Source organism: Micromonospora sp. LZ34, from assembly GCF_052981855.1.
The window spans coordinates 16,975-38,296 of the sequence record NZ_JBRIQN010000053.1; the positions used below are offsets into that span (position 1 = coordinate 16,975).

A 21,322-nucleotide genomic window follows, 5' to 3' on the forward strand; every position below is an offset into this window, starting at 1 on the left:
TACGGTTTGCATGACGCGGGGTGACCTGTCACGATCGACTCGTGCCCAGAGTAAGCCAGGACCAGCTCGACGCGCGCCGGCAGGAGATCCTCGCCGCGGCGCGGGCGTGTTTCGCCCGGCACGGCTACGAGGGCGCCACCGTACGCCGGCTCGAGGAGGCCACCGGGCTCTCCCGGGGCGCGATCTTCCACCACTTCCGGGACAAGGACTCGCTCTTCCTCGCCGTGGCCGAGGACGACGCCGCGGTGATGGTGGAGACGGTGGCCCGCAACGGTCTGGTCCAGGTGATGCGGGACCTGCTGGCCCGGGCGGTCTCCCCGGACACCACCGGCTGGCTCGGCAGCCAGCTGGAGGTGTCCCGGCGGCTGCGCACCGACCCGGCGTTCGCCAAGCGGTGGGCCGAGCGGTCGGCGGCCATCGCCGAGGCGACCCGGGAGCGGCTGGCCCGCCAGCGGGAGGCCGGCGTCCTGCGCGAGGACGTCCCGATCGACGTGCTGGCGCAGTTCCTGGAACTCGCCTACGACGGGCTGGTGCTGCACCTGGCCATGGGCCGGCCGGCCGGTGACCTCGGCCGGGTGCTGGACCTGGTCGAGGAGGCGGTCCGGCGGCGCTGACCGCCGGCCGGCACCGCGCCACGCCGCCGGCGCGCGGGGCGGTACGGCGTGGCGGTCCTGCTCCACAATGAGGCCGCCGATCCCTCCGGCGAGAAGGAGCAGCCGATGTCCGTCCTTGCCGCACCGGGCGACACCTGGGGTATCCCCGGCCCGACCTTCCTGCGCTTCTACCTCGCCGCGGCCGTCCTGGTCGTGGTCCTCGCCGCGGTGCACCGGGCCCGGGTGCTCGCCGGCTCCCGCGCCCCCGGCTACGACCTGCTCAGCCCGGAGCAGGCCGCCTACCTCAACGGCGGGGCCCCGCTGGCCGTGCACGCCACGCTCGGGGCGCTGCGGGGCACCGGGGCCCTCGGCGTCGGGCCGGACCGCCGCCTCGTCACCACCGGCCCGATGCCCGCCGGCGCCACCCCGCTGGCCCAGGCGGTCCACAACGCGGCCGCCCGCCGGGCCCGGGTCTCCGAGGTGCGTACGGACCAGTGGGTGGCGGCGGCGTTGAACCAGCTCGCCGCCGACCTCGAACACCGCGGGCTGGCCCTCTCGCCGGCCCGCCGCGAGTCGGCCCGGCGCGGCGCGATGGCCCTGGTGCTCCTGCTGGCCCTCGGCGTGTTCCGGCTCTTCCAGGGGCTCTCCAACGACAGGCCGGTCGGCTGGCTCGCGCTCAGCCTGGTGGGGATCCTGCTGGCCGTCCTGATCCTGGCCCGCGTGCCGTACCGGACCCGGGCCGGTCGGGCCGCGCTGCGCAACCTGCGCCAGCGCCACGTCCACCTCGCGCCGGCCTCCGCCCCCGCGTACGCCACCTACGGCGCGGCCGGCGCCGCGATGGGCGTGGCGCTGTTCGGCACCGCCTCGCTCTGGGCGATGGACCCGGGCTTCGCCGAGCAGGCCGAGATCCAGCGGCAGGCGCTGGGCAACAGCGGCGGCACCGGCGGCTGCGGCAGCGGCGGCAGCTCCTGCGGGGGCGGCGGCTGCGGGGGCGGCGGGGGGTGCGGCGGATGACCGGTCCCACCGGGGTGGGCATCGGCTGGCGGCCGGAGATCGCCGGCTTCGTGGCCGAGCTGCCCGGGCTGCGCTTCGTCGAGGTGGTGGCGGAGTCCGTGCCGGCGACCGGCCCGCTGCCGGCCGGCCTGGCCGCGCTGCGCGAGCGGGGCGTCACGGTCGTGCCGCACGGCGTGCGGCTCAGCCTCGGCGGCGCGGAGCCGGTCGACCCGGCCCGGGTCGCCCAGCTGGCCGCGGTGGCGCACCTGGTGGACGCCCCGCTGGTCAGCGAGCACATCGCGTTCGTCCGGGCCGGCGGGCTGGAGGCCGGTCACCTGCTGCCGCTGCCGCGTACCCGGGAGGCGGTCGACGCGGTCTGCGCCAACGTGGACCGTGCCCAGGCGCAGCTGCCGGTGCCGCTCGCGCTGGAGCCGATCGCGGCGCTGTTCGACTGGCCGGACGACGAGCTGGACGAGGCCGCGTTCCTGACCGAGATCCTGGACCGCACCGGGGCGCTGCTGCTGCTCGACGTCGCCAACGTGTACGCCAACGCGCGCAACCGCGGCACCGATCCGGTCGCGCTGCTGGACCGGCTGCCGCTGGACCGGGTCGCCTACGCGCACGTGGCCGGCGGCGCCGAGCACGGTGGCTTCTACCACGACACGCACACCGACCCGGTGCCGGCCGGCGTGCTCGACCTGCTCGGCGAGCTGTGCGCGCGGCGCCGGCCACCGGCGCTGCTGCTGGAACGGGACGGGCACTACCCGCCCGCGGCCACGCTCCGCGCCGAACTGGACGCCCTCGCCGCCGCGTCCGGCTTCCCGGTGGTCACGTGACCGCCGGCCCGCGCCCCGCCGACCCGGCCCCGCAGACGGCGGCAGATCCCGCCCCGCGGCCCTCGGTCGACCCGGCCACGCCGCGACCGGCAGCCGATCCGGCCCCGCGGACGGCGGCAGATCGGGCCCCGCGGCCCTCGGCCGACCTGGCCACGCGACCGGCGGCCGATCCGGCCGGGCGGCCGGCGGGCGACCTGGCCGCCCGGCAGGCGGAGCTGGTTGCGGCGCTGGTGGCCGGCGCCCCGGCGCCGCCCGGGTTCGCCCCGGCGCCGCTGGCCGCCGCGCGGGCGGCGCTGCTGCGCAAGCGCGCCGGTGACGTCACCCGGCACTGGCCGCTGCTCGCCGCCGGGTTCGGCGCGGACTGGCCGGCCACCTTCGCCGGCTGGGCGGCAGGCCGCCCCACCGCGGGCTCGCTGCGCGACGGCTGGGACCTGGCCCGCGCGCTGCGCGACCGCGGTGTGCTGCCGCCGCTGGGCGCGGAGGAGCTGGCCGTGCGCGAGGCGACCGACCGCTACGACGGCAGCCGGGCCCCGCGGCCCCGGCGGCTGCCCGGGCTCGGGCGCGCCGGCGGCGCCGTCGCGGTGCAACTCGCCGGTCGGGTACGCCTACTGCGGCCCGCCCGCCGCTGACACCGGCGCTGGCGCCCGCCCGGACCCGTCGACCGCCCGGCGCCGAACCCGTGACTGGCGGATCCGGCCGGATGCGGCAGGATCGACGCATGGATCTCGGACTGACGGATCGGGTGTACGTGCTCACCGGCGCCTCCCGCGGCCTGGGTTACGCCACCGCCGAGTGCCTGGTCGCCGACGGCGCCCGGGTGGTGCTCTCCGGCCGGGAGGCGGACGCGGTGACAGCGGCCGCCGAGCGGCTCGGCGGGCCAGGGCGGGCGGTCGGGCTGCCCGCCGACCTGACCGACCCGGACACTCCGGAGCGCCTGGTGGCGGCAGCCCGGGAACACTTCGGCAGGCTCGACGGCGCGCTGGTCTCGGTGGGTGGCCCGCCGCGGGGCAGCGCTGCCTCGGTCAGCGACGAGCAGTGGCGCCGCTCCTTCGAGACGGTCTTCCTCGGCACGGTCCGGATGGTGCGGACGGTGGCCGCCACGCTCTCCGCGGGCGGCGCGATCGGGCTGGTGCTGTCCACCTCGGCCCGCGGCCCGGTGCCGGGGCTGGGCATCTCCAACGGCCTGCGTCCCGGCCTGGTCGGGGCGGCGAAGGACATCGCCGACGAGTACGGCCCCCGCGGCGTCCGGGTGGTCGGCCTGCTGCCGGGACGGATCATGACCGACCGCAACCGGGAACTGTTCGCCGCGACCGGCGACGCCGACCGGGCGCGGGCGGAGGCCGAGGCGGCCATCCCGCTGCGCCGCGTCGGCGAGCCGGCGGAGTTCGGCCGGGTGGCCGCGTTCGTGCTCTCCCCCGCGGCGAGCTACCTGACCGGGGTCACCGTCCCGGTCGACGGTGGCGCGCTGCGCGGCCTGTGACCACCGGTCCGGCCCGGCGCCGCGGGAGCCCGGGGCGATCCGGGCCCGGCCGCTCCACACCGCCGTCACCCGGGCCCGACGGCGGGGCGCGGTCGGAACCGGCCGGATCGCCGGCAGGGCGGAGCCGGGCGGGCGGGCCCTGGCCGCGACCCACCCGGGAGGAGTTGGCCGCCGCGGCGGACCGGATCCTTCCGGACCTCATCGCGCCCGGGCTCGACGTGCTCTTCGTCGGGATCAACCCGGGGCTCTGGTCGGCCGCCACCGGTTGGCACTTCGCCCGGCCCGGCAACCGGTTCTGGCCGGCGCTGCACCGCGGCGGTTTCACCCCGCGTCAGCTGCACCCGAGCGAGCAGGACGAGCTGCCCGGCTTCGGGCTCGGCATCACCAACATGGTGGCCCGGGCCAGCGCCCGGGCCGACGAGTTGACCGCCGCCGAACTCGTGGCGGGCGCGGAGGTCCTCACCGGCAAGGTCGAGCGGTACCGGCCCCGGTGGGTGGCCGTCGTCGGGGTGACCGCGTACCGGATCGGGTTCGCCCGGCCAGAGGCCGGCTTCGGCCCGCAGCCGGAGCCGCTGGCCGGTGCCCGGCTCTGGGTGCTGCCGAACCCCAGCGGGCTGAACGCGCACTTCACCCCGGCGACGCTGGGCGCCGCCTTCGCCGAGCTGCGGGCCGCGGCGACCGGCTGACCGTCAGTTCGCCGCGGCGGGGGGCAGCGCCTCGTCGGCCACGTACGAGCGCATCGGCAGCGCCACCGGCTCGGGACCGGTCGCGTTCGCGTACGGGGTGGGCGAGTCGGCCACCGCGAACTGGGTGCGGTAGAGCTCGGCGTACAGGCCGCCCACGGCGACCAGCTCGTCGTGCCGGCCCCGCTCCACGATCCGCCCGTCGTCGAGGACCAGGATCTGGTCGGCGTCCCGGACGGTAGAGAGCCGGTGCGCGATGACCAGCGCCGTCCGCCCGGTCAGCGCCACCGACAGGGCCCGCTGCACCGCCGCCTCGCTCTCCGAGTCCAGGTGCGCGGTCGCCTCGTCGAGGATCACGATCGAGGGGGCCTTGAGCAGCAGCCGGGCGATCGCGATGCGCTGCTTCTCGCCGCCGGAGAAGCGGTAGCCCCGCTCGCCGACGGTGGTCTCCAGGCCGTCGGGCAGGGACCGCACCAGGTCGGCGACCTGGGCGCCGGCCAGCGCCGCCCAGAGCTCGTCGTCGGTGGCGTCCGGCTTGGCGTAACGCAGGTTCTCGGCGATCGTCTCGTGGAACAGGTGGGAATCCTGGGTTACCACGCCGATCTCGTCGCGCAGCGAGTCGAGGGTGGCGTCGCGGACGTCGACCCCTCCGACGAGCACCTGCCCGTCGGTGACGTCGTAGATCCGGGAGATCAGCATCGACAGCGTCGACTTGCCCGCGCCGGAGGGGCCGACCAGGGCCACCATCTGCCCCGGCTCGACGGCGAACGAGACGCCCTTGAGCACCGGCTCGTTGATCGTCCGGTCCAGCGTGGCGACCTCCTCGAGCGAGGCCAGCGAGATGTCGGCGGCGCTCGGGTAGCGGAACCGCACGTCGCGGAACTCGACCCGGCCGTTGCCGCGGGGCACCGGCACGGCGCCCGGCTTCTCCTGGATGGCCGGCTCGAGGTCGAGCACCTCGAAGACCCGGTCGAAGGAGACCAGCGCGCTCATCACGTCCACCCGGACGTTGGACAGCGCGGTCAGCGGGCCGTAGAGGCGGGTGAGCAGCAGGGCGAGGGTCACCACCGTGCCGGCGCTCACCGAGCCGGTGACCGCCAGCCAGCCGCCGAGGCCGTAGGTGAGCGCCTGGGCCAGCGAGGCGACCAGCAGCATCGCCACGAAGAACGTCCGCGAGTACATCGCCGACTGGATGCCGATGTCGCGCACTCGCTCGGCCCGGCCGGCGAACCGGCGGGCCTCCACCTCGGGCCGGCCGAAGAGCTTGACCAGCAGGGCACCCGCGACGTTGAACCGCTCGGTCATCGTCGCGTTCATCTTGGCGTCGAGGTTGTACGACTCACGGGTGATCTCGGCCAGCCGCTTGCCGACCCGGCGGGCCGGGATGATGAAGACCGGCAGCAGCACCAGCGACAGTGCGGTGATCTGCCAGGAGAGGGTGAACATCACCGCGGCGGTGAGCACCAGCTGGATGACGTTGCTGACCACGCCGGAGAGGGTCGAGGTGAACGCCCGCTGGGCGCCGAGCACGTCGTTGTTGAGCCGGCTGACCAGGGCACCGGTCTGGGTGCGGGTGAAGAACTGCAGCGGCATGCGCTGAACGTGGTCGTAGACCCGGGTGCGCAGGTCGAGGATGATGCCCTCGCCGATCCGGGCCGAATACCACCGCTGGGCCAGGGAGAGCAGCGCGTCGACCACCGCGAGCGCGGCGATCACCAGGGCCAGCCGGACGACCAGCGAGCCGGCCTCCGAGCCGCCCCGGCTGATCCCGTCGATCACGTCACCGGCGAGCACCGGGGTGGCGACCCCGATGATCGCCGCCAGCACCACGGTGACCAGGAAGACGACGATGTCGCGGCGGTAGGGACGGGCGAAGGCCACGATGCGGCCGGCCACGCCGCGCTGGAGCCGGTGGGCGGAGATCTCGTCCCGGCTGCGCATCGACCGGAGCATGCTCCAGCCGCCCATGCCGCCGCCGGACATCGGGTTGGACACACTCACCTCCGGGTCGTCGGGCTGACCACACCGTCAGGTCAATTCTCCCGACGACTCTGACAACCTCGGTCGTAACCCGGATCTTCCCGAACGGTCCTTACTATTCTCCCCGCCCGGCGAGATCGCGCAGCCGGCGGGTCTGCGCCTCCCGTTCGGCCCGCTGCTGCTCGGCGGCGGACCGGCCGCCGGCGCCGGCCAGCAGCGCCTTGATCTCCACCACCGCGTCCCGGTTGCTGGCCAACAGCCCGGCGGTGAGGTCGCGCACCGCGCCGTCGAGTTCGGCGTTCGGCACGACCAGGGTGGCCAGGCCGATCCGGTCCGCCTCGGCGGCGTCCATCCGCCGGCCGGTGGCGCAGATCTCCAGTGCGCGGGAGTAGCCGACCAGGTCGACCAACCGCTTGGTGCCGGCGAGGTCGGGCACCAGGCCGAGGGTCACCTCGGCCATCGAGAACTTCGCGTCCTCGGCGAGGACCCGCAGGTCACAGGCGAGCGCGAGCTGGAAGCCGGCGCCGATGGCGTGGCCCTGCACGGCCGCCACGGAGATCACGTCCGGCCGGTGCAGCCAGGTGAAGGCGGCCTGGAACTCGGCGATGCGGTCGGCGCACTCCGGCTCGGGCAGGGTGGCCAGCTCCGCGAACGAGCCCGGCCCGGACGCACCGGCCACCGACAGGTCGAGGCCGGCGGAGAACGCCCGCCCCTCGCCGCGGACGACCACGACGCGCACGTCGCCGGGCAGGTCGCGGGAGAAGTCGCTCAGCGCGCGCCACATCGCCGGGGTCTGCGCGTTGAGCACGTCGGGCCGGCACAACGTCACCGTCGCGACAGGCCCGTCGCAGTCCAGCCGTACCCCGGTCGCCTCGGCGGTCACCGGGCGGCCCGGGGCGCGGCGCTGGTGGACGACGCTGGTGAGCGGGTCACGCCTTCTTGCGGCGCCGGGCGCCGCCACGCTGCCGCAGCTGCACCCCGGACTCGGTGAGCACCCGGTGGATGAACCCGTAGGAACGGCCGGTCGAGGCCGCGAGCGCGCGGATGCTCTCCCCCGAGGTGTACCGCTTTACCAGGTCCTTGGCGAGCGTCTGACGCTCGGCTCCGACGATCCGGCGACCCTTCTCAGTGCTGGTGGCTGTGCCCGTGGCTGCCATGCTGTGTCCTCACGTCCCAGACTGTGCGGTTCGGATACGGTCCCACCTATTAGACCGCCTCGAACGATCATGCGCCAGATATCAACTCTTCGCCAATCGACACGCTATGCAGTGTCAGCTTCCCGATAGGGTGATGTCGCCGACGGCCCTTCGGAGCGCGCTCCCCACCGGATCGGGCCGGGTGTCGGGCCGTACCCTGCCCGGGTGATCGACCTTCTCGGCACCGCGGTCGGCGCGGCCGTGGTGTTCGCCGCGACCGACGTCGACGACATCGTCATCCTGACTCTGCTCTTCGTCGCGGCGCACACCACCGGGCGCCCCCGCCCCTGGCAGATCGTCGCCGGGCAGTACCTGGGCATCGGCGCGCTCGCCCTGGCCAGCGCCGTGGTCGCCGCCGGGCTGCTGGTGGTGCCCGACCCGTGGACCGGCCTGCTCGGGCTGCTCCCGATCGCGCTCGGCGTACGCGCCCTGCTGCGCCGGGACGACGACGAGCCCCCGGCGGTGGTCGGTTCCGCGCTCGGGGTGGCGGGGGTGACGATCGCCAACGGCGCCGACAACGTCGCGGTCTACGTGCCGGTGTTCCGCGCCCTCGGCCCCGCCGACAGTGCGGTCCTCCTGCTGGTCTTCGTGCTGCTCATCGCACTGTGGTGCGCGGCCGGGGCCTGGCTCGGCGGCCACCCCCGGGTGATCGCCGTGGTGGAACGCGCCGGCCACTGGCTGGTGCCGGCCGTCTTCATCGCCATCGGCCTGGTCATCCTGACCACCTCCGGCGTCGTCGGCCACCTGCTCACCCTGTCCCGCTGACCCCACCCACCTCCGTCCGCGCGGCCCGGGCGCGGGCGCGGGCGCGGGCGGTCGATCATGACGTTGTTGTCGCGACACGCCGGTACGAGTGACGACAACTTCATGATCGACCAGGGCGGGCCGCCAGGGGCGGGCCCGGGGGGGGTCAGGCGAGTTCGACCAGTTCGAGCAGGTCGTCGCTCCAGGCGTCCTCGTCGCCGTCGGGCAGCAGGATGGCCCGGTCGGGCTTGAGCGCCATGACCGCGCCGGGGTCGTGGGTGACCAGCACGATCGCGCCCGGGTAGCGGGCGATGGCGTCGAGCACCTGCTCCCGGCTGACCGGGTCGAGGTTGTTCGTCGGCTCGTCCAGCAGCAGCACGTTCGCCCCGGAGCAGACCAGCGTGGCCAGGGCCAGCCGGGTCTTCTCGCCGCCGGAGAGCACCCCGGCGGGCTTGTTCACGTCCTCGCCGGAGAAGAGGAACGCACCGAGGATCTTGCGCAGGTCGGTGTCGGTCTGGTCGGCGGCGGCGCTGCGCATGTGCTCCAGCACCGTACGGTCGACGTCCAGCGTCTCGTGCTCCTGGGCGTAGTAGCCCAGCCGCAGCCCGTGCCCCGGGTTGACCTGGCCGGTGTCCGGCTCCAGCAGGCCGCCGAGCATACGCAGCAGGGTGGTCTTGCCGGCGCCGTTGAGCCCGAGGATGGCCACCCGGGAACCCCGGTCGACCGCCACGTCGACGTCGGTGAAGATCTCCAGCGAGCCGTACGACTTGGACAGGCCGGTCGCGGTGAGCGGGGTCTTGCCGCACGGGGCCGGGCTCGGGAAGCGCACCTTCGCCACCTTGTCGGCGACGCGTACCTCCTCCAGGCCGGCGATCAGCTTCTCGGCCCGCCGGGCCATGTTCTGCGCGGCGACGGTCTTGGTGGCCTTGGCCCGCATCTTGTCGGCCTGCGCCATCAGCGCGCCGGCCTTCTTCTCGGCGTTGGCCCGCTCCCGGCGGCGGCGCCGCTCGTCGGTCTCGCGCGCCTCCAGGTACGCCTTCCAGCCGAGGTTGTACACGTCGACCACCGAGCGGGTGGCGTCGAGGAACCAGACCTTGTTGACCACCGACTCCAGCAGCGAGCCGTCGTGGGAGATCACGATCAGGCCGCCCTTGTGGTTGGCGAGGAAGCCGCGCAGCCAGGTGATCGAGTCGGCGTCGAGGTGGTTGGTCGGCTCATCCAGCAGCAGGATGCCGCCGCCGTTCTCGCCGGCGTCGCGGAACAGGATGCGGGCCAGCTCGATCCGGCGACGCTGGCCGCCGGAGAGGGTACCGATGGTCTGGGCGAGCGCCCGGTCGGGCAGGCCCAGGTTGGCGCAGATCCGGGCGGCCTCGGCCTCGGCGGCGTACCCGCCCAGCGAGGCGAACTGGTCCTCCAGCGCGCCGTAGCGGCGGACCAGCTTGTCGTCGGCGCCGTCGGCGAGCTTGGCCTCGATCTCCGTCATCTGAGCCATCAGCACGTCCAGGCCGCGGGCGGAGAGCACCCGGTCCCGGCCGGTGACGTCCAGGTCGCCGGTGCGCGGGTCCTGCGGGAGGTAGCCGATGGCGCTGCGTCGGTCGATCTGCCCGGCGTACGGCTGCCCCTCGCCGGCCAGCACCTTCAGCGTGGTGGTCTTGCCGGCGCCGTTGCGGCCGACCAGGCCGATCCGGTCGCCCGGCTGCACCCGCAGCGTGGTGTCGGACAGCAGGATCCGGGCGCCGGCGCGCAGCTCCAGGCCGGTGGCAGTGATCATTTCGAGGTACTCGCTCTCGGGGTCTGGAAGGGCTGACTCAGGGCACGCGAGAGCGCCGGCGGGCCGGAGGACACCGTCGGCGCGGGGCGGTTCAGCCTTCGCAGAGCAGCACGGGGCAAGTGTACCGGGCGCCGTCCGACTTCCCCGCCGGATTACCGACCAAGATCATCGGGTACCGAATCGGCGTCCGGACCCGGTCCGGTACCGCAACCACCAAGACGGATCAAAACGGTGATCGGGGTTGACATGGAGCTGAACGAGAACGCGCGGATCGACACCAGCCAGGTGGACGACCGGCGAGGGTCCGGCGGAGGCGGCGGGCTGGGCGGCATCCCCATCCCGATCGGCGGCGGCCGCGGCGGCATCGTCGGCATCATCATCGCCGTGCTGGTCGCCCTGGTCGGCGGCGGTTTCGGCCTGAACGCGGCGACCAACGGCGGCGGGGAGCAGGGCGACAACACCTCGCTGGAGCAGAAGTGTTCCGCCGAGGACGCGCTGCAGCAACTGGACTGCCGCAACACGCTCTACGTCAACTCGATCCAGGCGTACTGGCGCACCGCGCTGCCGCAGGCCTTCGGCGAGCAGTACCGCCCGTCCCGGACCGTCTTCTTCAGCCAGGGGGTGAGCACCGCCTGCGGCCAGGCCGACTCCGGCGTCGGTCCGTTCTACTGCCCGGCCGACGACCTGGTCTACATCGACCTGACCTTCTACCGGGTGCTCGCCGGCCAGCTCGGCGCCGAAGGCGAGTTCGCCCAGCCGTACGTGCTGGCCCACGAGTACGGCCACCACGTGCAGGACCTGCTCGGCACCGAGGCGCAGATGCGCCGCCAGCAGCAGCGCGACCCGGACAACGCGAACGCGCTGTCGGTGAAGCTGGAGCTGCAGGCCGACTGCTACGCCGGGGCGTGGGCCAAGAACGCCACCGGCACCGCCGACGAGAGCGGCCAGAAGATCTTCACCAGCATCACCGAGCAGGACATCGCGCAGGCGATCGACACCGCGGAGAAGATCGGCGACGACGCCATCTCCGAGCGGGCGAACCGACCGGTGAACCCGGAGGAGTTCACCCACGGCTCCTCGGCCCAGCGCAAGGAGTGGTTCACCCGGGGCTACTCCAGCGGCGACCCGAAGTCCTGCGACACCTTCGGCGGCGCGCTCTGATCCGCTGAAACCGTCCCGGCTGCCGGTGGACGCGGTCCCACCGGCCGTCGGCCTGCCCGGGCTCGGCACGGCGCGAAGGAGCGGTCAGGCCGGGGCCGGGTCGCGGACCAGGATCCGGACCGCCCGGGCCGCCGCGATCGCGCCGACCAGCACGGCGTGCCGGGGTTCCGGCACGTCCAGCAGCCGGTCCGCGCGCAGCGCGGCCAGCGGGGCGAGCCGCCGGTCGGCGAGCACGCCGTCCACCGCCCGCCGGTCGCCGCCGCAGACCAACGCGCTCAGCGACGACGCCTCCGGCAGCAGCAGCCGTACGGCCAGCTCGGCCGCGTCGCCCAGGGCCGCCTTCGCCTGGTTGTCGCGCCGCCGGGCGAAGCGCTGTTGGGACCAGCCGCCGGCGGCGGTGCGCCCCTGCACGTACCGGGTGTCCACCTTGGAGACCGTGAGCTCCTCCCCCGTCGCCACGCCGACCGCCACCGCGCCCTTGCGGGCGAGCAGCAGCCCGATCCGGCGCGGCGCGGTCGCGGCGGCCACGAAACCGGGCAGGTCCGCGCTGGCCGGGGCGCCGGGCGGGGTGTGCAGCTCGGCGGTCGCGCCGTCCGGGGCGGCGAGCAGCAGGCCGTACCCCTCGACGGTGGTCGCGGGCGGGCCGTGCCGGTCGGCGAAGCCGTCGACCCAGCGGCCCACCCGGCCCGGGTCGACCTCGACCCACCGGCCGCCCCCCGCTGCGGGTCTGCTGCTCATCGCCCGACCGTACGGCACCGACCGCCACCACAGGGCGCTGACCCGGGACCGTGCCGGGTGGACGACTCAGTCGGGCAGCAGCATGGCCACCGCCAGCGCGGCGATGATCGCGCTGGAGAGCAGCGCGGTGACCAGCCGACCGCGCGGCCCGGCGAGCACCCGGCCGACCAGGGTGCCGCCGCCGGCGATCAGCAGTTGCCAGCTCGCGGAGGCGACGAAGGCGCCGAGCACGAAGAGCGCGGCGGCCAGCGGATCCGGGTCGGCGGCGTCGCCCCGGCCCAGCACCAGCGCCGCGAAGTACACCACGGTCGCCGGGTTCAGCAGGGTCAGCGCGAGCACGCCGGCGAACGCCCGGGGTGGGGTGTCCAGCCCCCGGCGCGGACCGGCCGCACCGGTCGGGGTGCGGGGCCGCGCCGCCCGCCAGGCGCCGTGCGCGGCGATGGCGAGCAGCACCAGCGCCGCGGCCAGCCGCAGCGGCCCGGCGACCGGGGCGATCAGCCCGGCGACCACGGCCCCGCCGAGGGCCGCCACCGCGGCGTAGAGCCCGTCGGCGGTGGCCACCCCGAGCGCGGCGGCGGCACCGACCCGGAACGACGTACGGGCGCTGAGGCCGAGGATGAGCACGGCGATCGCGCCGACCGGGATGGCGACGCCGTAGCCGGCAACCAGGCCGGCCAGGAACGCGCCGGTCACGACCGTCGGCGGCGGGTCGAGGCGCGACCGGGTGCCGGGCGCTGTCGGCGCGCGACGACGGTCGCGGCGACAGGTGCGGGCTTCATCCGGTACGTCTCGATCACCCGCCCATCCTGCGCCCCCACCCGCACCCCCGCCACCGATTTCCACCCCGCCCCCGAGCCCGCCACCGACCCCCACCCCGCCCGACCGGCGGCGACGGGTCAGGCATCGCCTGACCCCCGTCCCCGGCCCCCTCCCCCGCCCCGCACGTTGTCGCCCGTGATCGTCTGCTGCTCAGCAGGGCGAGAGGCTCGCTCGCGCCTGCTGAGCATCAGACGATCACGAATGGGCGCGGGGGCACCGCGTCGGGAGGTGAGGGAAGCGGGGTGGGGACGCGCCGGGGGCGAGGTGGGACCAGGCGGGACGCGCCGGGGGGCGAGGTGGGAAGCGGGATGGAGACGCGTCGAGCGCGGCGCCCGGGTGGGCGACGCGCTCGACGGGTACCGGCTCCGGGCCGGGTCAGACGTTGAAGCCGAGGGAGCGGAGCTGGTCGCGCCCCTCGTCGGTGATCTTGTCGGGCCCCCACGGCGGCAGCCAGACCCAGTTGATCCGGATGTCGTTGACCAGGCCGCCGCCCGGACCGGTGGTCAGCGCCTGCCGGGCCTGGTCCTCGATCACGTCGGTGAGCGGGCAGGCCGCCGAGGTCAGCGTCATGTCCAGGGTGGCGACGTTCTCGTCGTCGACGTGCACGCCGTACACCAGGCCGAGGTCGACCACGTTGATGCCCAGCTCGGGGTCGACGACGTCCTTCATCGCCTCCTCGATGTCGGCGACGGCGGCCTTGCCGCCCGCCGCCCCGGCGGCCGGCGCGCCGGCCGCGCCCTCGGTCGGCGGCGTCGCCGCGGTGGCGGTGTCCTCGCTACTCATGCCTTTACCTCCGTAGGGCTCACGCCCACGCCGGCGCGTGCCGCGGCATCCTTGAACGCCATCCACGGCAGCAGCGCGCACTTCACCCGGGCCGGGTAGCGCGCGACACCCGCGAACGCCACCCCGTCACCGAGCACGTCCTCGTCCGGCGTGACCTGACCACGGCCGGACATCAACTGCACGAACGCCTCGTGCACCTCGAACGCGTCGCCCGCGCCCCGACCGACCAGCAGCTCGTGCAGCACGCTCGCCGACGCCTGGCTGATCGAGCAGCCCATGCCGTCGTACGAGACGTCGTGCAGCACGTCGCCGTCGGTGGCGACCCGGACGGTGACCTCGTCACCGCAGGTGGGGTTGACGTGGTGCGCCTCGGCCACCCGGTCCGCCGGGTCGTCCGCGTCCCGCAGGCCGCGCCCGTGCGGGTGCTTGTAGTGGTCCAGGATGATCTCCTGGTAGAGCTGGTCGAGCTGCATCAGTCGAACACCTTCCGCACCTGCTCCAGTCCCGCCACCAGGGCGTCGATCTCCTCGGTGGTGGTGTAGAGGTAGAACGAGGCCCGCGTGGTGGCCGGCACGCCGAACCGGGTGCAGACCGGGCGGGCGCAGTGGTGCCCCACCCGTACCTGCACGCCGAGCGAGTCGAGCACCTGCCCCACGTCGTGCGGGTGCACGTCACCCAGGGCGAACGAGATCGTCCCGCCCCGGCCCACCGGCACGGTCGGCCCGAAGATCCGCAGGCCGGGCACCGTGGCGAGGGCGTCCAGCGCGTACGCCGTCAGCTCCTTCTCGTGCCACTGGATGGCCCGCATCCCGATGCCGCTGAGGTAGTCCACCGCGGCGCCGAGCGCGACCGCCTCGGCGATCGGCGGGGTGCCCGCCTCGAACCGGGCCGGCGGCGCGGCGAAGGTGGACCCCGCCATCGCCACCGTCTCGATCATCGAGCCACCGCCGAACACCGGCGGCATGGCCGCGAGCAGCTCCGCCCGCCCCCAGAGCACCCCGATGCCGGTCGGACCGCACATCTTGTGCCCGGTGAAGACGATGAAGTCGGCGTCGTAGTCCACCACGTCCATCGGCATGTGCGGCACCGACTGCGAGCAGTCCAGCAGCAGCAGCGCCCCCACCTCGCGCACCCGCTCGGTGATCCGCGCGGTGGCGTTGACCGTGCCGAGGATGTTCGACATGTGCACCAGCGAGACGATCTTCGTCCGCTCGGTGACCAGGTCGTCCAGGCCCGACTCGTCCAGCCGCCCCTGGTCCGTCACCGGGAACCAGCGCAGCGTCGCGCCGGTGCGCTCGCAGAGCAGCTGCCACGGCACGATGTTCGAGTGGTGCTCCATCTCGGAGATCACCACCTCGTCGCCCGGGCCGAGCCGGAACCGCGGGTCGGCGTCCGGGCGCAGCGAGGCGTTCGAGAAGGCGTACGCCACGATGTTGATCGCCTCGGTGGAGTTCTTGGTGAACACCACCTCGTCCACGCTCGGCGCGCTGATGAACGCGGCGACCTTGGCCCGGGCGCCCTCGTACGCCTCGGTCGCCTCGGTGCCCAGCGTGTGCACCGAGCGGGAGACGTTGGCGTTGTGCATCGCGTAGTGCTCGGCGAGCACGTCGAGCACCTGCCGCGGCTTGTGCGAGGTGTTGGCGCTGTCGAGATAGACCAGCCGGTGCCCGTTGACCTCCCGATCGAGGATCGGGAAGTCGGCGCGCACCTTGGCCACGTCGTAGCGCGGCACGTCGTCGTACTGCGGCATCCCGGGCGGGATCGCGATGGTGGTCACCTCAGCTGGTCCTTACCCTCAGGCCCGCGCCGAACCGGCCCCGGCGACGTACCGCTCGTAGCCCTCTTCCTCGAGCTTGTCGGCCAGCTCCCGGCCGCCCTGCTCGACGATCCGGCCGGCCACGAAGACGTGCACGAAGTCCGGCTTGATGTAGCGCAGGATCCGGGTGTAGTGGGTGATCAGCAGCATCCCGGTGTCGCCGGTGTCGCGCACCCGGTTGACGCCCTCGCTGACCACGCGCAGCGCGTCCACGTCCAGGCCGGAGTCGGTCTCGTCGAGGATGGCGATCTTCGGCTTGAGCAGCTCCAGCTGCACGATCTCGTGCCGCTTCTTCTCACCGCCGGAGAAGCCCTCGTTGACGTTGCGCTGCGCGAACGCCGGGTCCATCTGGAGCCGCTCCATCGCCCCGCGCAGCTCGCCGCCCCAGGTGCGCAGCTTCGGCGCCTCGCCGTCGATCGCGGTCTTGGCGGTCCGCAGGAAGTTGGCCACCGAGACGCCGGGCACCTCGACCGGGTACTGCATGGCCAGGAAGAGGCCGGCGCGGGCCCGCTCGTCGACGGACATGGCCAGCACGTCCTCGCCGTCGAGGGTCACCGAACCGCCGGTGATCTCGTACTTCGGGTGGCCCGCGATCGAGTAGGCCAGGGTGGACTTGCCGGAGCCGTTCGGGCCCATGATCGCGTGGGTCTCGCCCGAGCGGACGGTCAGGTCGACACCGGCCAGGATCGGCTTGAGCTCACCCTCGGGCAGCTTGACCGACACCTTCAGGTCGCGGATCTCCAGGGTGCTCATTATCGGGTCACTCCATTGCTCGGCGTGAGGCTGACGTAGATGTCCCCGTCACGGACCTCGACGGGGTAGACGGGTACGGGTTCGGTGGCGGGCAGCCCGGTCGGCTCACCGGTACGCAGGTCGAAACGGGAACCGTGCAGCCAGCATTCCAGCGTGCAGCCGTCGACCTCGCCCTCGGAGAGGGCGACCGCGGCGTGCGAGCACTCGTCGTAGGCGGCGTAGAACTCGCCGTCCTCGCCGTGCACCAGCGCGATCGGGGTGCCGTCGACGTCCGCGCTGATCGCGGTCCCCTTCGGCACGTCCTCCGTGGAGCAGATCCGGATCATCAGGCGCCCGCCTTGGCCAACCGGGCCTCGATCGCGTCGCCGAGCCGCTCGCGCAGGTCCTCGACCGGGATCTTGTTGATCAGCTCGGCGAAGAACCCGCGCACCACCAGGCGGCGCGCCTCGGCCGCCGGGATGCCCCGGGCCATCAGGTAGAACAGCTGCTCGTCGTCGAACCGGCCGGTCGCGCTCGCGTGGCCGGCGCCGGCGATCTCGCCGGTCTCGATCTCCAGGTTCGGTACGGAGTCCGCCCGGGCGCCGTCGGTGAGCAGCAGGTTCCGGTTGATCTCGTACGTGTCGGTGCCGGTCGCCTCGGCGCGGATCAGCACGTCACCCACCCAGACGGTGTGCGCGCTCTCGCCCTGCAGGGCGCCGCGGTAGCCGACGTAGCTGCGGCAGTCCGGCACGCTGTGGTCGACCAGCTGCCGGTGCTCCAGGTGCTGGCCGGAGTCGGCGAAGTAGAGGCCGTACAGCTCGGCCTCGCCGCCCCGGTCGGTGTACTCCACCGAGGTGTACTGCCGGACCAGGTCGCCGCCGAGGCTCACCTGGACGTGGATCACCTTCGCGTCCCGGCCCAGCTTGATCTTGAGGTGCTGCGCCTGCACCGCGTCGTCCGCCCAGTCCGCGATGGTGACCAGGGTCAGCTTCGCCCCGTCGGCCACGCTCACCTCGACGTTGTCGGCCAGGGTGCCGCCACCGACGTGCCGCAGCACGACGACCGACTCGGACAGCGCGCCGACCTCCACGAACGTGTGGGCGAAGGCCACCACGTCGGACGGACCGCCGTGCACGGTGATGATCAAGGGCTCGGTGACCACCGCCTCCCGGGCCACCTGCACCAGCGTGCCGAGATCCGACTCGCCGTAGGCCCGTGCGCTGATCCGGTCCACCGGGACCAGCACGCTGCCCCGGCGTGGGTCGTCCTTGGCCAAGGTGCCGACCGTGATCCCCTCGGGCAGCTGACCGTGTTCCAGGGCGGGCCAGTGCGCCGACTCCTCGGTCACGGCACCGTCCAGCAGCCCGCGCAGGCGCTTGAGCGGGGTGAACCGCCACTCCTCCTCCAGGCCGGTCAGGGCCGGGAAGTCGGCGACGTCGTACGAGCGGAGCGCCTGCGACTTGGTGCTGGGCGGCGCGGAAGCCTGGGTAGTCATCTCTTCCTTGGTCTGTTCTGCGACGACGGTGTCATTAACCGGAGGGCGGGTCGGGCTTCGCGCGGCCCGGCCCGGCGGGTCGAGCTTCGCGCGGCCCGCCGGGTCCGGGTTCGCGGTCAGGGTCAGCCGACCGCGCCCTCCATCTGGAGCTCGATCAGGCGGTTGAGCTCCAGGGCGTACTCCATCGGGAGCTCCTTGGCGATCGGCTCGATGAAGCCGCGCACGATCATCGCCATCGCCTCGTCCTCGCTCAGACCGCGGCTCATCAGGTAGAAGAGCTGGTCGTCGCTGATCTTGGAGACGGTCGCCTCGTGCCCCATCGCCACGTCGTCCTCGCGGATGTCGACGTACGGGTAGGTGTCCGAGCGGGAGATGGTGTCGACCAGCAGCGCGTCGCACTTGACCGTGCTCCGGCTGTGGTGCGAGCCCTCCAGCACCTGGACCAGGCCCCGGTACGAGGTGCGGCCGCCGCCCCGGGCGATCGACTTCGACACGATGGTGGAGGAGGTGTGCGGCGCGGCGTGCACCATCTTGGCGCCGGCGTCCTGGTGCTGCCCCTCGCCGGCCATGGCCACCGAGAGCACCTCGCCCTTGGCGTGCTCGCCGGTCATGTAGACCGCCGGGTACTTCATGGTCACCTTGGAGCCGATGTTGCCGTCGACCCACTCCATGGTCGCGCCCTCGTGGCAGACGGCGCGCTTGGTGACCAGGTTGTACACGTTGTTCGACCAGTTCTGGATGGTCGTGTAGCGGCACCGGGCGTTCTTCTTGACGATGATCTCCACCACCGCGCTGTGCAGCGAGTCGGAGGAGTACAGCGGCGCGGTGCAGCCCTCGACGTAGTGCACGTACGCACCCTCGTCGACGATGATCAGCGTCCGCTCGAACTGGCCCATGTTCTCCGTGTTGATCCGGAAGTAGGCCTGCAGCGGGATCTCCACGTGCACGCCCTTCGGCACGTAGATGAACGAGCCACCGGACCACACGGAGGTGTTCAGCGCGGCGAACTTGTTGTCGCCGACCGGGATCACCGTGCCGAAGTACTCCTTGAAGATGTCCTCGTGCTCGCGCAGTGCGGTGTCGGTGTCCAGGAAGATGACACCCTGCTCCTCGAGGTCCTCACGGATCTTGTGGTAGACCACCTCGGACTCGTACTGCGCCGCGACACCGGCGACCAGGCGCTGCTTCTCGGCCTCCGGGATGCCCAGCCGGTCGTAGGTGTTCTTGATGTCCTCGGGCAGGTCCTCCCAGCTGGTGGCCTGCTTCTCGGTGGACCGGACGAAGTACTTGATGTTGTCGAAGTCGATCCCGGTGAGGTCCGCGCCCCAGGCCGGCATCGGCTTGCGGCCGAACAGTCGCAGGCCCTTCAGTCGCAGGTCGAGCATCCAGGCCGGCTCGTTCTTCTTCGCCGAGATGTCCCGCACCACCGCCTCGTTGAGGCCGCGCTGGGCGACCGCCCCGGCGACGTCGGGGTCGGACCAGCCGTACTCGTAGCGACCCAGGGCGGCGAGCTGCTCTTCCTGGGTCAGGGGCTGGACGATCTGCTCGGTCATCTATCTGTCCTCACAGTGGTGACGGTGTTACCGGACTGGGCACGCGGCTGGGCCGGGATGTGCGTGGTGCACACCCCGTCGCCGTGCGCGATGGTGGCCAGGCGCTGTACGTGGGTGCCGACCAGACGGGAGATCACCGCGGTCTCGGCCTCGCACAGCTGGGGAAACTCGGCGGCCACGTGCGCCACCGGGCAGTGGTGCTGGCAGAGCTGGCCACCGGAGGCGATCGTGGACGCGTTGGCAGCGTAGCCCTCGGCGGTCAGCGCTCCGGCGAGCGCCTCCGCCCGGGCCAGCGGGTCGTCGCCGGCGTCCTCCATCGCCGCCCGGCAGCGCGCCTCGAGGGCGGAGACCTGCTCGGCGGCGAACGCCTCGACGGCCGGCGAACCGCCGTTGCGGGCGATCCAGCGCAGCGCGGCGGTGGCCATGTTGTCGTAGTGGTGGGTGCCGCAGCGGACCCGGGCCGCCTCGGTCAGCAGGAACACCTTCGCCGGGCGGCCGCGGCCACGGTGGCCGCGGACGGTCTGCTCGCGGGCGACCACGTCACCGTCCGCGAGCATGGCGTCGAGGTGCCGGCGGATCGCCGCCGGGCTGAGCCCGAGGGCCGAACCGAGCTGCGCGGCGGTGGTGGCGCCCCGCTCCAGCAGCAGCTGGGTGACCCGGTCCCGGGTGGAGAGGTCCGTGGCGGACGCGGGCTGACCGGCGACCGGAACGGTCGCCGGCTGGTGCCCGGAGAGGCCCGCCGCGTTTTTCACAACGCCAACGTTACGTAATTCGCCAGGGGCCCGCAAACCCGGGTCCCGGTGATCCGAACCACCGTCCGGGCGGAGTCGCACGATCCTCGATCACTACGGTGCGTAGGATTTGCGCCGTGAAGCGTCCCGCCCGGCCCCCGGCTCCCGCCGCGCCGCAACGCCCGTTCGTCCGGTTTCCGGTCTCCGCCGCGCTGCTGCGCCGCCTCGCCCTCACCTCCATCATCGCGAACGTCGGCATCGTGGTCACCGGCGGGGCCGTCCGGCTGACCGCCTCCGGCCTCGGCTGCCCCACCTGGCCGCGGTGCACCGACGGCTCCTACGTCGCCACCGCCGAGATGGGCGTGCACGGGGCGATCGAGTTCGGCAACCGGCTGCTCACCTTCGCGGTGGGGATCATCGCGGCGGCGGTGCTGCTGGCGGTGCTGCTGCACCGGCCCCGGCGGCCGGGGCTGCTGCCGCTCGCGGTCGCCGTCCTGCTCGGCATCCCCGCCCAGGCGGTGGTGGGCGGGATCACCGTGCTGACCAACCTCAACCCGTGGGTGGTCGGGCTGCACTTCCTCGCCTCGATGGCCGTCATCGCGGCTGCGTACGCCCTCTGGCGGCGGACCGTGGACCCGGACGGCCCGGCGGTGACCGTGGTGCCCGGCCCGCTGCGCGCGCTGGCCCTGGTCACCACGGCGGTCAGCGTCGCGGTGCTGGTGATCGGCACCTGGGTGACCGGCAGCGGGCCGCACGCCGGCGACCAGGGCGCGGCGCGCAACGGGCTGGACCCGGAGGCGATCTCCCAGGTGCACGCCGACGCGGTCTTCCTGCTGCTCGGCCTCTCGGTGGCGATGATCTTCGCGTTCCGGGCGGTCGGCGCCCGGCGGGCCGAGCGGGCCGCCGTCGTGCTGGTCGCGGTCGAGCTGGGCCAGGGCGTGATCGGCTTCGTGCAGTACTTCCTGCACCTGCCCGGGCTGCTGGTCGGGGCGCACATGCTCGGCTCCTGCCTGGTCCTGCTCGCCACCCTCGCGGTGCAGTGGTCGACCCGCGAACGCCGCCCGCTCACCGCCGACCCCGCCTCCGCCACCAAGGCCGCCGACCCCGTCCCCGCCCCCGCCTAATGGGAGCTGTCGGGTGAGGCGTTGGCAGACTCGACACTGGTAGCCGCGGGCGGGTGAGCACTCCCCCCGCCTGGACTTGATGAGTCCTGGGGTC

The 21,322-nt window shown here is 73.6% G+C and carries 23 protein-coding genes; 9 read left to right on the top strand and 14 right to left on the bottom strand.

Annotation, left to right across the window (positions count from 1 at the left end):
* The first annotated feature begins 41 nt into the window (after positions 1-41).
* From ACVCAH_RS32320 to mug, 6 genes are all read left to right on the top strand, one after another.
* Positions 42-614 (top strand): TetR/AcrR family transcriptional regulator, encoded by a 573-nt coding sequence (locus ACVCAH_RS32320; RefSeq protein ID WP_447140035.1) that lies wholly within the window; start codon positions 42-44, stop codon positions 612-614.
* Between the two features lie 105 nt (positions 615-719).
* Positions 720-1,607: a TIGR04222 domain-containing membrane protein gene (locus ACVCAH_RS32325; protein WP_447140036.1), complete on the top strand. Its 888-nt coding sequence runs from the start codon at positions 720-722 to the stop codon at positions 1,605-1,607.
* A complete protein-coding gene (locus tag ACVCAH_RS32330) occupies positions 1,604-2,422 on the top strand; it encodes a DUF692 domain-containing protein (protein WP_447140037.1) in 819 nt (272 codons plus the stop codon). The genes ACVCAH_RS32325 and ACVCAH_RS32330 overlap by 4 nt, the downstream gene beginning before the upstream one ends.
* Before the next feature lie 146 nt (positions 2,423-2,568).
* Entirely contained in the window at positions 2,569-3,051 is a 483-nt protein-coding gene (locus tag ACVCAH_RS32335; protein ID WP_447140053.1) for a hypothetical protein, read from the top strand.
* 89 nt (positions 3,052-3,140) lie between these two features.
* Positions 3,141-3,902 (top strand): SDR family oxidoreductase, encoded by a 762-nt coding sequence (locus ACVCAH_RS32340; protein ID WP_447140038.1) that lies wholly within the window; start codon positions 3,141-3,143, stop codon positions 3,900-3,902.
* 164 nt (positions 3,903-4,066) lie between these two features.
* A complete protein-coding gene (gene mug / locus ACVCAH_RS32345; protein ID WP_447140039.1) occupies positions 4,067-4,588 on the top strand; it encodes a G/U mismatch-specific DNA glycosylase in 522 nt (173 codons plus the stop codon).
* 3 nt (positions 4,589-4,591) lie between these two features.
* Here mug and ACVCAH_RS32350 read toward each other — a convergent pair whose 3' ends face one another.
* The 3 genes from ACVCAH_RS32350 to ACVCAH_RS32360 form a co-directional block, all read right to left on the bottom strand.
* Positions 4,592-6,568, bottom strand: a complete 1,977-nt coding sequence (locus tag ACVCAH_RS32350) for an ABC transporter ATP-binding protein (protein ID WP_447140054.1) — start codon at positions 6,566-6,568, stop codon at positions 4,592-4,594.
* 112 nt (positions 6,569-6,680) lie between these two features.
* Positions 6,681-7,448, bottom strand: a complete 768-nt coding sequence (locus tag ACVCAH_RS32355) for an enoyl-CoA hydratase/isomerase family protein (protein ID WP_447140055.1) — start codon at positions 7,446-7,448, stop codon at positions 6,681-6,683.
* A gap of 46 nt (positions 7,449-7,494) precedes the next feature.
* The gene (locus ACVCAH_RS32360) at positions 7,495-7,722 is read right to left on the bottom strand and encodes a helix-turn-helix domain-containing protein (RefSeq protein ID WP_007462679.1); all 228 of its coding nucleotides are present in this window, start codon (positions 7,720-7,722) and stop codon (positions 7,495-7,497) included.
* 204 nt (positions 7,723-7,926) lie between these two features.
* Here ACVCAH_RS32360 and ACVCAH_RS32365 point away from each other — a divergent pair, with 204 nt between their 5' ends.
* Complete coding sequence (locus ACVCAH_RS32365; RefSeq protein ID WP_447140040.1) at positions 7,927-8,526, top strand: cadmium resistance transporter; 600 nt, start codon at positions 7,927-7,929, stop codon at positions 8,524-8,526.
* A 145-nt stretch (positions 8,527-8,671) separates the two neighbouring features.
* On the opposite strand, the gene ACVCAH_RS32370 is transcribed toward ACVCAH_RS32365, so the two are convergent.
* Entirely contained in the window at positions 8,672-10,276 is a 1,605-nt protein-coding gene (locus ACVCAH_RS32370; RefSeq protein WP_447140041.1) for an ABC-F family ATP-binding cassette domain-containing protein, read from the bottom strand.
* 246 nt (positions 10,277-10,522) lie between these two features.
* On the opposite strand from ACVCAH_RS32370, the gene ypfJ reads away from it, so the two are divergent.
* Positions 10,523-11,437 (top strand): KPN_02809 family neutral zinc metallopeptidase, encoded by a 915-nt coding sequence (gene ypfJ / locus ACVCAH_RS32375; protein ID WP_447140056.1) that lies wholly within the window; start codon positions 10,523-10,525, stop codon positions 11,435-11,437.
* An 84-nt stretch (positions 11,438-11,521) separates the two neighbouring features.
* Here the strand turns inward: ypfJ and ACVCAH_RS32380 are convergent, their stop codons facing one another.
* The 10 genes from ACVCAH_RS32380 to ACVCAH_RS32425 form a co-directional block, all read right to left on the bottom strand.
* Complete coding sequence (locus tag ACVCAH_RS32380; RefSeq protein ID WP_447140042.1) at positions 11,522-12,175, bottom strand: acVLRF1 family peptidyl-tRNA hydrolase; 654 nt, start codon at positions 12,173-12,175, stop codon at positions 11,522-11,524.
* A gap of 66 nt (positions 12,176-12,241) precedes the next feature.
* Positions 12,242-12,868 (bottom strand): LysE family transporter, encoded by a 627-nt coding sequence (locus ACVCAH_RS32385; protein WP_447140043.1) that lies wholly within the window; start codon positions 12,866-12,868, stop codon positions 12,242-12,244.
* 501 nt (positions 12,869-13,369) lie between these two features.
* The gene (locus ACVCAH_RS32390; RefSeq protein ID WP_447140044.1) at positions 13,370-13,777 is read right to left on the bottom strand and encodes a metal-sulfur cluster assembly factor; all 408 of its coding nucleotides are present in this window, start codon (positions 13,775-13,777) and stop codon (positions 13,370-13,372) included.
* On the bottom strand, positions 13,774-14,250 hold the full coding sequence (sufU, locus tag ACVCAH_RS32395; RefSeq protein WP_447140045.1) for a Fe-S cluster assembly sulfur transfer protein SufU: 477 nt from the start codon (positions 14,248-14,250) through the stop codon (positions 13,774-13,776). The genes ACVCAH_RS32390 and sufU overlap by 4 nt, the downstream gene beginning before the upstream one ends.
* A complete protein-coding gene (locus ACVCAH_RS32400) occupies positions 14,250-15,554 on the bottom strand; it encodes a cysteine desulfurase (RefSeq protein WP_447140046.1) in 1,305 nt (434 codons plus the stop codon). The genes sufU and ACVCAH_RS32400 overlap by 1 nt, the downstream gene beginning before the upstream one ends.
* Before the next feature lie 18 nt (positions 15,555-15,572).
* Positions 15,573-16,346 carry a Fe-S cluster assembly ATPase SufC gene (gene sufC / locus ACVCAH_RS32405; RefSeq protein ID WP_447140047.1) on the bottom strand — a complete coding sequence of 258 codons (774 nt, stop codon included), beginning with the start codon at positions 16,344-16,346 and terminating at the stop codon, positions 15,573-15,575.
* Entirely contained in the window at positions 16,346-16,672 is a 327-nt protein-coding gene (locus tag ACVCAH_RS32410; RefSeq protein ID WP_447140048.1) for a non-heme iron oxygenase ferredoxin subunit, read from the bottom strand. The genes sufC and ACVCAH_RS32410 overlap by 1 nt, the downstream gene beginning before the upstream one ends.
* Positions 16,672-17,820: a Fe-S cluster assembly protein SufD gene (sufD, locus tag ACVCAH_RS32415; protein WP_447140049.1), complete on the bottom strand. Its 1,149-nt coding sequence runs from the start codon at positions 17,818-17,820 to the stop codon at positions 16,672-16,674. The genes ACVCAH_RS32410 and sufD overlap by 1 nt, the downstream gene beginning before the upstream one ends.
* A 122-nt stretch (positions 17,821-17,942) precedes the next feature.
* Complete coding sequence (sufB, locus tag ACVCAH_RS32420) at positions 17,943-19,373, bottom strand: Fe-S cluster assembly protein SufB (RefSeq protein WP_334574510.1); 1,431 nt, start codon at positions 19,371-19,373, stop codon at positions 17,943-17,945.
* The gene (locus ACVCAH_RS32425; protein ID WP_447140050.1) at positions 19,370-20,125 is read right to left on the bottom strand and encodes a helix-turn-helix transcriptional regulator; all 756 of its coding nucleotides are present in this window, start codon (positions 20,123-20,125) and stop codon (positions 19,370-19,372) included. Before ACVCAH_RS32425 ends, sufB begins: the two co-directional genes overlap by 4 nt.
* Before the next feature lie 98 nt (positions 20,126-20,223).
* Here ACVCAH_RS32425 and ACVCAH_RS32430 point away from each other — a divergent pair, with 98 nt between their 5' ends.
* Complete coding sequence (locus ACVCAH_RS32430; protein WP_447140051.1) at positions 20,224-21,228, top strand: COX15/CtaA family protein; 1,005 nt, start codon at positions 20,224-20,226, stop codon at positions 21,226-21,228.
* Positions 21,229-21,322 lie beyond the last annotated feature (94 nt).

Coding starts and splice junctions, on each gene's coding strand:
- ACVCAH_RS32330 (WP_447140037.1), top strand. CDS start 1,604: ATGACCGGTCCCACCGGGGTGGGCATCGGCTGGCGGCCGGAGATCGCC.
- ACVCAH_RS32360 (WP_007462679.1), bottom strand. CDS start 7,722: ATGGCAGCCACGGGCACAGCCACCAGCACTGAGAAGGGTCGCCGGATC.
- ypfJ (WP_447140056.1), top strand. CDS start 10,523: ATGGAGCTGAACGAGAACGCGCGGATCGACACCAGCCAGGTGGACGAC.
- sufU (WP_447140045.1), bottom strand. CDS start 14,250: ATGCAGCTCGACCAGCTCTACCAGGAGATCATCCTGGACCACTACAAG.
- sufB (WP_334574510.1), bottom strand. CDS start 19,373: ATGACCGAGCAGATCGTCCAGCCCCTGACCCAGGAAGAGCAGCTCGCC.
- ACVCAH_RS32410 (WP_447140048.1), bottom strand. CDS start 16,672: ATGATCCGGATCTGCTCCACGGAGGACGTGCCGAAGGGGACCGCGATC.
- sufC (WP_447140047.1), bottom strand. CDS start 16,346: ATGAGCACCCTGGAGATCCGCGACCTGAAGGTGTCGGTCAAGCTGCCC.
- ACVCAH_RS32340 (WP_447140038.1), top strand. CDS start 3,141: ATGGATCTCGGACTGACGGATCGGGTGTACGTGCTCACCGGCGCCTCC.
- ACVCAH_RS32370 (WP_447140041.1), bottom strand. CDS start 10,276: ATGATCACTGCCACCGGCCTGGAGCTGCGCGCCGGCGCCCGGATCCTG.
- ACVCAH_RS32325 (WP_447140036.1), top strand. CDS start 720: ATGTCCGTCCTTGCCGCACCGGGCGACACCTGGGGTATCCCCGGCCCG.
- ACVCAH_RS32350 (WP_447140054.1), bottom strand. CDS start 6,568: ATGTCCGGCGGCGGCATGGGCGGCTGGAGCATGCTCCGGTCGATGCGC.
- ACVCAH_RS32390 (WP_447140044.1), bottom strand. CDS start 13,777: ATGAGTAGCGAGGACACCGCCACCGCGGCGACGCCGCCGACCGAGGGC.
- sufD (WP_447140049.1), bottom strand. CDS start 17,820: ATGACTACCCAGGCTTCCGCGCCGCCCAGCACCAAGTCGCAGGCGCTC.
- ACVCAH_RS32380 (WP_447140042.1), bottom strand. CDS start 12,175: ATGAGCAGCAGACCCGCAGCGGGGGGCGGCCGGTGGGTCGAGGTCGAC.